Raw genomic sequence first — 8,669 nt, 5'->3', positions numbered from 1 at the left:
AAGTTGTTGACTTACTACAGCAGACCTTGGATAATGAAAAGGCAACCGACGAAGCTTTGACGCAGGTAGCTGAAGCTTCTATTAATGATGCTGCTGTAGCAGAATAATTATTTATCTATCCTTATTGAAAAGAGACATCTTTTGATGTCTCTTTTTTATTTTTTGAAATAATTATTTACATTTTCAATAAGGAATTGGATGTCAAAAGGTTTTGAAATCATTCCATCTGGTTTACAATATTTTTCATCCATCTTACCGAGGTCATGAGATGCGGAGATCATAATAATGCCTATATGTGCAGTTTGCGGATTAACCTTAATTTCATGGCAGATTTCACGACCGTCACGATCTCCAAGCATCACATCGAGCAAAATAAGTTCGGGTTGAAAACTCTTGATTTTATCGGGGACATCGGTTCCATTAAATATGCCGTCTACTTCATAACCTTCCAGATCAAGAATTATGGTTGTAACCTCGACGATATCACGATTGTCATCTACAACAAGTATTTTATTCATCTAATCAAGTTTATTATGTTATTCTGGTATTCCAGGGAGTTTTATTCCTGCTGTTTTTAATTTTGTCATCAGATGTTCCTGAAATATAAATTTAGCATCATTAAATCCGTGGGCATTCAGCCATACATTTACCATAACCTTATAGCCGCTCTCTTCCAATGCAGAAACCCCAATCCTGCTTTTTGGACTGTTCAGTACGTCTTCACATTCTTTAATACTTTGTTGTATAATTGGTTTAAGTATTTCAAAATCAATTCCGTAACTAAATTTTATTTCAATGTCAAGTCTTCTGTTTCCAATGGTACTAATATTGATAATAATCTCATTGGAGAGTTTGCTGTTAGGTACCACTACGGTCCGGTTGTCAAATGTAGTTACAATGGTGTAAAAAATCTGTATCGAACTCACCGTTCCTTCCTGTCCCTGAGCAATAATATTATCTCCAACCTGGAATGGTTTCAATAAAAGGATAAGCACACCGCTTGCGAAATTCTGCAGTGTTCCAGATAAAGCCAGTCCGGCAGCCACGCCAAAGGCGCCGATGAGTGCAGCAAAAATGGTCATTTGTATTCCTGCAATCTGCATGGCACAAATTACAAGCAATACTCTAAGCGTAGTGACCATTAAACTTGTTAGAAATGGCCTTAAAGAGGATTCTACATCCTTGTGGTGCATGCGGTGAGTTATCCATCTGGAAAGTATTTTGATAAGCCAAAAACCGATGGCCAATACCAGGATGGCAAGTAAAAGATTTGGACCATTCAAAATAATCCAGTCATACATTTTATCGTAAAAATCGGTGGTTTTCTTTAAAGGATCTTCTTTCATGAAGTTGGATTTAAAAGGGAGCCGTTAAATGATAACGGCTCCTTTAATAAAAACAAATTATACGCTCACGAAGAAATAACATGTTCTGTAAGAAAAAGTTTTTTTGTAGGATAAAATGATGCATTGCCGATATCAAGATCAGGTGGAAATACCTTGCAAGAACGCGTAGAAATACTCGTGTACCTGTTTAAGCGAATGGAGAGATTTGAATCTGATTATTAACCTTCACTCTATTTAAAATTTAAATCTTATGAAAAAGATCAATTACTTATTAACAGGCCTTGCAATGATTGGATTATTTGCACTGTCCTGCAGTAAAGACGGTGCACAGGGGCCAGAGGGACCAACTGGGCAAACTGGACAGCAAGGAGCGATTGGTCCAGCTGGACCTGCGGGGCCTAATGGAAAAGCCGGGAGCGTGATTTATAGCGGAACGACGGCGCCCGATTTGACGCTTGGCCTTGTTGGTGATTATTATCTGAACAGTTCTACCAGCCTGCTTTACGGACCTAAAACTGCATCGGGATGGGGAACAGGCTTTTCTCTTAGAGGAAGTACAGGTGCAACAGGTGCAACAGGTGCTACCGGGGCTACCGGTGCAACCGGAGCTGCAGGAACTCCCGGAAGTAAAATATTAAGTGGCTCAGGGCTTCCAGCTGCTTCATTAGGGGTTTTGGGTGACTTTTATCTTGATAAAACAAATTATCTGTTATACGGACCTAAAATTTCATCGGGATGGGGCCCGGCAGTTTCACTTCAGGGCCCGGCGGGCACAGCCAATGTAATGTATTCCGGATGGCTCTACGCTACAAATTTCAGAGACACCACTGCAGACAATTCAGCTTTAAAAGCTGCTGATCTGGCAGCACCGGCAATTACTTCTACACTTCTGAATAACGCAGTATTCCAGGTTTATTTCAACTTCGGCGGTGGTGTGTATACCTTGCCTTACAGTAGCTATGCTGGTGGAAAACTGAATACAATCAGTTATTGGCCAAGGGTAGGACATTTCATTATTACTCGCTTTACTGCCGATAATTCAAATAGTATAGCCTTGTCTACTTTGTTGCAGTACAGATATGTGATCATACCGGGGGGCACTACTGCATTGGCTTCAAAACATATTAATATAAATAATTATGAAGAGGTGAGGAAGTTCTTCAGGATCCCGGACTAGTTCGGGTTAGGTGAATGGAAAGGAGGTAACTAAGGTGCGCATAGTTACCTCCTTTTTTTATTTTTCATTCATGGCTATGTCATTGTTTTTAGACAGCAGTTTTGCATTTTCTGCAAGGCTAATAAATTCAGTACGATAGCCTTCATCATCTTTTCCCTTCGCCGCTTTTGCCCTTGCAATAAGGCTGGTGAAATCTGATTGTTGTTTATATTCTGAATTTCGGAGCAGCAGTCCAAATTCTGCAACAGCGCTGGCAAATCTGAAATCATCAGTTGTTTTAGAAAAGGGCGTTGGCTCATCATTTAAAGTAGTCATCTGCACCCGGCTTTTTTTAGAATCAGGGTTTTTATATCTGAATTTAACGGTAACAATCTCCAATGAAGTATTGTTAAAGATATCATCCTTTGGCTTTTGATATTTAAGCGGATCAACATTGCTGAAATTATCTTTTAAGCCTGCAGGTATAATTTCATAAAGGGCCGTTATACTGTGTCCGGCACCCATATCTCCACCCATTTTCTCGTCGTTATTAAAGTCTTCTTTGGTTAGGAGCCTGTTTTCGTAACCAATTAAACGATAGGCCTGTACTTTTCCGGGATTAAACTCTACCTGTATTTTTACATCCTTTGCGACGGTAAAAAGTGTACTGCCAAACTCGGTAACCATGGCTTTCCTGGCTTGGGATATATTGTCTATATAGGCATAGTTTCCATGTCCTTTATCTGCGATAGTTTCCATTTTACTGTCTTTCAGATTACCCATTCCAAAGCCAAGTACCGATAAACTGATCCCACTGTTTTTTTCATTGGCTACCAGTTTTTCCATATCCTCATCACTCGATGCACCTACATTAAAATCTCCGTCGGTGGCTAATACAATCCGGTTGTTTCCCTGTTTGATGAAATGTTCCCTGGCAATTTGATAGGCCATTTTTATACCATCTCCACCAGCAGTTGAACCGGAGGCTTCCAATTGGTCAATCGCTTCTTTTAGTTTGGTTTTTTGATCACCAGATGTACTGCCCAGTTTTAAGCCGGCTGTACCAGCATAGGTTACAATAGCTACATGATCTTCTGGCCTGAGCTGGTCTACCAACATTTTCATGGAAGCTTTGACCAGAGAAAGTCGATTTGGCCCTTCCATAGAACCGGATATATCCAGAAGAAAAACCAGGTTAGAAGGAGGTAGCTGCTCTGTTTTGAGTGCTTTTGCTTTTAAGGCAATGCGAAGTAAGCGGTGCCGGGGATTCCAAGGGGCAGAAGATAGCTCAGTATGTATAGCAACAGGGTCCTGGTTAACTGGATCTTGAAGGTCATAATGAAAATAATTTAATAGCTCTTCAGTACGAACCGCATCCTTTGGCGGCAATTGACCTTGGTTGATCATTCTTCGTACATTGCTGTAGGAAGCTTGATCTACATCTATTGCGAAAGTAGATAAGGGCTCCTTTACAGGATTTAGAAAGCCATTTTCTATGATACCTTTATAGCTTTCTCTATCTTGAAGAACAGTTGCTGCTCCACGGATTTGGATACCCGCCACTTTGCCGGTTAGTGTAGTCCCGGGTACAGTGCTGACTGATGCTGTGAATACCCGTTTTCTTTGTGTCTGATAACCCATTACTACGACTTCCTGAAGAGAAGTTTTAGCGGGTTGCAGCCAGATATTAATTGTATTGGACTTTTTTGCTTCTACCTGCTGGAATTCGTAACCAATCATGGAAAAGAGCAGTACAACTTTTTCCTCTTTAGTGACCACTGCAAATTGTCCATTGAGATCTGTTGATGTGCGAATATTTGTACCCTTTACGAAAATTGAGACACCAGGTATCGGTTTCTTGTCATCTGCACCATAGACACTTCCGCGAATGGTACGAGCGGTGCTGTTGAAGGTCGTTAAACCTAAGAACAGCATGATCAAATAAATAATTCTTTTCATATTATGGATTTTTGCAGGGGGATGCATCCCTTTTAAAATTTCCATAAACGATTAGAAAAAAAAGTATTTTTACAGGAATGAATTGGCTCAAACGCTCTAAAGATACAGATCCGCTTAACGATGCAGCCTTGCTGAAGCTTTATCTGGAAACGGGTGATCTTGCCCCGCTTGGTGAACTGTTTCGCGCCCATTCTTCTATGGTGTATTACGTTTGCTACCGTTATTTGCAGGATAGTGAACAAAGTAAAGATGCAGTGATGCAGATTTTTGAAGAGTTGATTGTTAAAGTGAAAAAACAAGAGATCCGTCAATTTGGAAGCTGGCTGTATGTGCTGAGTAAAAACTATTGTTTAATGCAGTTGCGGTCTTCAAAAAACAGGCAGCATGTGGCTATTGATGATTTTGTGGAATTTCCTTTGAAGCCGCATCAGGAAGATTTGGAAGAGAAAGAACGTCAGTTGACAGCCATGGAGAAGTGTCTGGAAAGACTGCCGGAAAAACAAAAGCAGAGCATCAGTTTGTTTTTTCTTAAAGAAAGGTGCTATAAGGAAATTGTGGATTTTACAGGGTTTAGCTTAAATGATGTTAAGAGCTATATACAGAACGGGAAAAGGAATTTAAAAATTTGCATGGAGAAAAATCATGAGTAGCCAGGACGACATAGCATTGATCAGGCAGTATCTGAGAGGAGAGCTGGATGAACGTGCAATGTACGCGTTAGAAAGACGTGCACAGCATGATCCTGAGCTTATGGATTTGATGATGGGGATGGAGCTGGCTGAAGGACGACTACACCAGGATGATTTAACGGAAATAGATCAATGGATTTCCAGGCGTACAGCTGGAGCTAAAACCAGGAAAATAATTTCATGGAAAATACTTGCTGCAGCGGCCTCGCTATTTATAGTTATGGGGACGGCGCTTTTCTGGATGACCAGAACTCCGGAAGTGAAACTTTTCCGGCAGCCTTCTGTTTCTGTAAAAGCGCAGCCTGTTTTACCACCAGATTCTGTAAAAAATCAGCAGCAGATTCTTACGCAAATAAAGCCTGAGAAACAGCTGCGAAAATCCCATCAAACTAGATTGCCCATAAAACAAAAGAATCCGGGTGCTTTTTCAGAAGATATAGCGGTTATTGGCAATAAGAAAGAAGATTCGCTGTATACTGCGAAGACAAGTCTGGCTGAAGTAGCGGTTGTAGGTTTTACAACTGAAAGGAAAAAATCCGTTGCTGCATCTTCCCAGACAACAATTTCGGGTACGGAGTTAACTCATTCTTTGGAGGGTAAAGTTGCTGGTGTAAGCGTAAAATCTGGTCGTTATGATTCGCCTGTATTAATGAAAGGGGTTGTTAAAGATAAAAAAGACAATTCTCCACTGCCTGGTGCAGTAGTCAGGATAAGGGGAGCATCATCTATAGCAACTGCGACAGATGTCAAAGGTGAGTTTACGTTGTCTGTTCCTTCAAAATTAAGAAACAAAGATCTGGTGGTGTCGGCATTAGGCTATGATCAGGGACAAATAAAGCTGAAAGGCAAGGACAGTGTCGATGTTGCCTTAAGTCCAAGTACAGGCAGTTTAAATGAAGTTGTGGTGGTGGGTTATGGAACCAAAAGGAAAGCCCATTCCTCTGAGCCTGTTATTGGATGGGCAGCTTACCAAAAGTATCTTAAGGAGGAGGCGGTTCTCTCAGATGGCCAGCGAGGAACAGTGAAATTAGAGTTTAGTGTAGATGCACAGGGTAATCCCGTTCATGTGAGGGTTAAAAAAGGTTTGTCTGAAACAAACAATCGGAAAGCGGTTGATATACTGATGCAAGGCTCAAAATGGACCACGGATCCTCTGGATTCAGCACGGGTGATTCGTCTTAAAATTAAATTTCAAAAATAGGAAGCAGAACATCATGTCTGCCAACTACTGGAAGATTACCTTTTCTATGAAGTCGGATATGCTACCTGTACTGGAGTTGGTTGGTTTCTCCGCTCATATACCCTATCACACAACCTGGGTTCATGAACAAGTAGAACCCAACCTGAACCATCCTAATTTATCCAGCTTGCGCATATGAACCAATTACATGCCTTGCTTCTGGAAGTTTAGTTTTTTTGCTAAATTCATCCAGGAGCAACGATAATTTATCTTTAATAAGAAAACCCCGATGCAAAATAAAAACATTGAATATAAGTCCATTAAACCTAATCAGGAACTCCAGGATTTTGTGGAAAGCTTTTGGATGCTGGCTAATCTTTCTGAAGAACGAGAAGAAGTGGTTGTTCTGCCAGATGGTAGAATAGATGTTCTTTTCTCCATATCTGCAACAGAACCCTATCATGTTACGCTAATGGGACTGGATGTTGCAGCTAACAAGGGTATACTTTTACCCGGTGAAAAAATTTATGCGCTTAGTTTTAGATTGCTGGCTGTTGAATATATTCTTGATCTCCATCTTTCAGAACTTCTTGGTCATGTACTTGTCCTTCCTGAAAACTTTTTAGGCATTTCGGCAATTGATCTGAACAGTTTTACGGGTTTCTGCTATAGGGTTTCTGAGCAACTGTTGCAAAAGCTTAAAAAGCCTGTGAAGGAGAAGAAACGAAAGCTGTTCGAGTTAATTTATTCCTCCAATGGTTCTATGACTGTAAAAGAACTTTCGGAAAAAGCGAATTGGAGCAGCCGGCAAATCAACAGGTATTTTAACGACAGGTTTGGGCTGTCTCTTAAAACCTATTGCAATATTTTGCGTTTCAGGGCTTCTTTTCAGCAAATCAAAGATGGGATTCTTTATCCCCAACAGGACTTTTCCGACCAGGCTCATTTTATACGGGAAGTAAAAAGATATTCGGGGGTAATACCTAAAGAACTCAATGAAAATAAAAACGACCGATTTATTCAATTTTCGACTTTGCTAAAGAAATAATTTTGTAGTGTAAACAAGATTTATTTTTATGAACTTACTACAAGATAAACAAGTCGCTATCGTGGGTGGAGGCCCAGGTGGCTTAACGCTCGCCAGGTTGCTTCAGTTGAATGGCGCTGTTGTAAAAGTATATGAAAGGGATTTAAGCCCTGAAGTACGTATCCAGGGATCAACACTTGATCTTCATGTCGATTCCGGATTAAAAGCATTGGAAAAGGCCGGATTAATGAATGCATTTAAGGAAAATTATCGGCCTGGAGCGGATCTGCTGATGGTTACAGACCAATATGCCAATGTCGTTTACGATCAGCATGAAGAAGTATATGAGGAAGCCTTTGGAGAGGCTCATTTTCGCCCTGAAATTGATCGTGGTCCATTAAGGCGTATTTTACTTGCGTCGCTGGAAAAGGAGACTGTTGTCTGGAATAAGTATTTGATCTCCTTGTCGGAGAACGAAGGGGGATGGTTGCTACAATTCAAAGATGGGACAGTTGCCAGTGCAGATCTTGTTATCGGTGCAGATGGTGCAAATTCAAAGATCAGAAAATTTGTTACCGACAGTACGCCGGTTTATTCTGGTGTGACTATGGTTGAAGGTACTGTTTATGAAGCGGCAAAAAATGCACCACTGCTTTGGGAGTTGACCAAGGGAGGGAAAGTTTTTGCACTGGGCAATCACAGAACATTAATTACCAGTGCCAAAGGAGATGGCAGTTTGTCCTTCTATACGGGGTGCAAGAAAGAAGAATCCTGGGCTAAGAACAGTGGCATTGATTTTAATGACCACCATCAATTGCTAAATTGGTTTAGAGAGGAATATGCTGGCTGGGATGTCATATGGGAAGAACTTTTTAACAACATCCATACTCATTTTATATTACGGCCCCAGTATTATATGCCTCTTGATCAAACTTGGGTAACGCGTCCAAATATTACAATAATCGGAGATGCTGCCCATGTAATGCCTCCCTACGCAGGAGAGGGAGTTAACATGGCCATGAAGGATGCGCTGGAGCTCTGTGAATGTTTAACCAGCGAAATTTTTCCGGATTTGCGATCAGCTTTAAAGCATTATGAACAGCAAATGCTTGCAAGAGCATCCGCAGTAACTCAAATGACTTTAACGTCGACGGCTATGCTGCATGCTGATGATTCGATAAGTAACTTGTTAAAGATGTTTAGCAGTGAAGAGGAGGGCGGGGAATAAAAAAAATGGGCTGTTCAAACAAAAAAGGATGCCGAACAGCATCCTTTTTTGTTGTTTTGCGGAGGAAGAGGGATTCGAACCCTC

Annotated in this window: 10 protein-coding genes; 7 read left to right on the top strand and 3 right to left on the bottom strand. The window is 40.9% G+C overall.

Translation table 11 applies throughout. From position 1 onward, the window contains the following. Positions 1-107, top strand: a 107-nt coding sequence (locus VNZ46_RS25970; protein WP_325564044.1) for a DUF892 family protein, incomplete at its 5' end; no start/stop codon positions are given. Positions 108-155: 48 nt separating this feature from the next. On the opposite strand, the gene VNZ46_RS25965 is transcribed toward VNZ46_RS25970, so the two are convergent. Next, complete coding sequence (locus VNZ46_RS25965; RefSeq protein WP_325564042.1) at positions 156-518, bottom strand: response regulator; 363 nt, start codon at positions 516-518, stop codon at positions 156-158. Positions 519-536: 18 nt separating this feature from the next. Then, entirely contained in the window at positions 537-1,346 is an 810-nt protein-coding gene (locus VNZ46_RS25960) for a mechanosensitive ion channel family protein (RefSeq protein ID WP_325564041.1), read from the bottom strand. 250 nt (positions 1,347-1,596) lie between these two features. Here VNZ46_RS25960 and VNZ46_RS25955 point away from each other — a divergent pair, with 250 nt between their 5' ends. Next, complete coding sequence (locus VNZ46_RS25955; RefSeq protein ID WP_325564039.1) at positions 1,597-2,523, top strand: hypothetical protein; 927 nt, start codon at positions 1,597-1,599, stop codon at positions 2,521-2,523. Between the two features lie 57 nt (positions 2,524-2,580). On the opposite strand, the gene VNZ46_RS25950 is transcribed toward VNZ46_RS25955, so the two are convergent. Then, positions 2,581-4,461 carry a vWA domain-containing protein gene (locus tag VNZ46_RS25950; protein WP_325564037.1) on the bottom strand — a complete coding sequence of 627 codons (1,881 nt, stop codon included), beginning with the start codon at positions 4,459-4,461 and terminating at the stop codon, positions 2,581-2,583. A 77-nt stretch (positions 4,462-4,538) separates the two neighbouring features. Here VNZ46_RS25950 and VNZ46_RS25945 point away from each other — a divergent pair, with 77 nt between their 5' ends. The 5 genes from VNZ46_RS25945 (at position 4,539) to VNZ46_RS25925 (ending at position 8,585) form a co-directional block, all read left to right on the top strand. Then, complete coding sequence (locus VNZ46_RS25945; RefSeq protein ID WP_325564035.1) at positions 4,539-5,111, top strand: sigma-70 family RNA polymerase sigma factor; 573 nt, start codon at positions 4,539-4,541, stop codon at positions 5,109-5,111. Then, positions 5,104-6,351 carry a carboxypeptidase-like regulatory domain-containing protein gene (locus tag VNZ46_RS25940; RefSeq protein WP_325564033.1) on the top strand — a complete coding sequence of 416 codons (1,248 nt, stop codon included), beginning with the start codon at positions 5,104-5,106 and terminating at the stop codon, positions 6,349-6,351. The genes VNZ46_RS25945 and VNZ46_RS25940 overlap by 8 nt, the downstream gene beginning before the upstream one ends. 13 nt (positions 6,352-6,364) lie before the next feature. Next, the gene (locus VNZ46_RS25935) at positions 6,365-6,529 is read left to right on the top strand and encodes a hypothetical protein (RefSeq protein ID WP_325564031.1); all 165 of its coding nucleotides are present in this window, start codon (positions 6,365-6,367) and stop codon (positions 6,527-6,529) included. A gap of 90 nt (positions 6,530-6,619) precedes the next feature. Beyond that, positions 6,620-7,378 carry an AraC family transcriptional regulator gene (locus VNZ46_RS25930; RefSeq protein ID WP_325564029.1) on the top strand — a complete coding sequence of 253 codons (759 nt, stop codon included), beginning with the start codon at positions 6,620-6,622 and terminating at the stop codon, positions 7,376-7,378. Positions 7,379-7,406: 28 nt separating this feature from the next. Continuing rightward, entirely contained in the window at positions 7,407-8,585 is a 1,179-nt protein-coding gene (locus tag VNZ46_RS25925) for an NAD(P)/FAD-dependent oxidoreductase (protein WP_325564027.1), read from the top strand. Positions 8,586-8,669 lie beyond the last annotated feature (84 nt).

Source organism: Pedobacter sp. (genome assembly GCF_035566355.1).
Lineage (GTDB): Bacteria > Bacteroidota > Bacteroidia > Sphingobacteriales > Sphingobacteriaceae > Pedobacter.
This window is presented reverse-complemented; position numbering and strand designations above follow the sequence as displayed.

Coding starts and splice junctions, on each gene's coding strand:
- VNZ46_RS25965 (WP_325564042.1), bottom strand. CDS start 518: ATGAATAAAATACTTGTTGTAGATGACAATCGTGATATCGTCGAGGTT.
- VNZ46_RS25960 (WP_325564041.1), bottom strand. CDS start 1,346: ATGAAAGAAGATCCTTTAAAGAAAACCACCGATTTTTACGATAAAATG.
- VNZ46_RS25955 (WP_325564039.1), top strand. CDS start 1,597: ATGAAAAAGATCAATTACTTATTAACAGGCCTTGCAATGATTGGATTA.
- VNZ46_RS25950 (WP_325564037.1), bottom strand. CDS start 4,461: ATGAAAAGAATTATTTATTTGATCATGCTGTTCTTAGGTTTAACGACC.
- VNZ46_RS25945 (WP_325564035.1), top strand. CDS start 4,539: ATGAATTGGCTCAAACGCTCTAAAGATACAGATCCGCTTAACGATGCA.
- VNZ46_RS25940 (WP_325564033.1), top strand. CDS start 5,104: ATGAGTAGCCAGGACGACATAGCATTGATCAGGCAGTATCTGAGAGGA.
- VNZ46_RS25935 (WP_325564031.1), top strand. CDS start 6,365: ATGTCTGCCAACTACTGGAAGATTACCTTTTCTATGAAGTCGGATATG.
- VNZ46_RS25930 (WP_325564029.1), top strand. CDS start 6,620: ATGCAAAATAAAAACATTGAATATAAGTCCATTAAACCTAATCAGGAA.
- VNZ46_RS25925 (WP_325564027.1), top strand. CDS start 7,407: ATGAACTTACTACAAGATAAACAAGTCGCTATCGTGGGTGGAGGCCCA.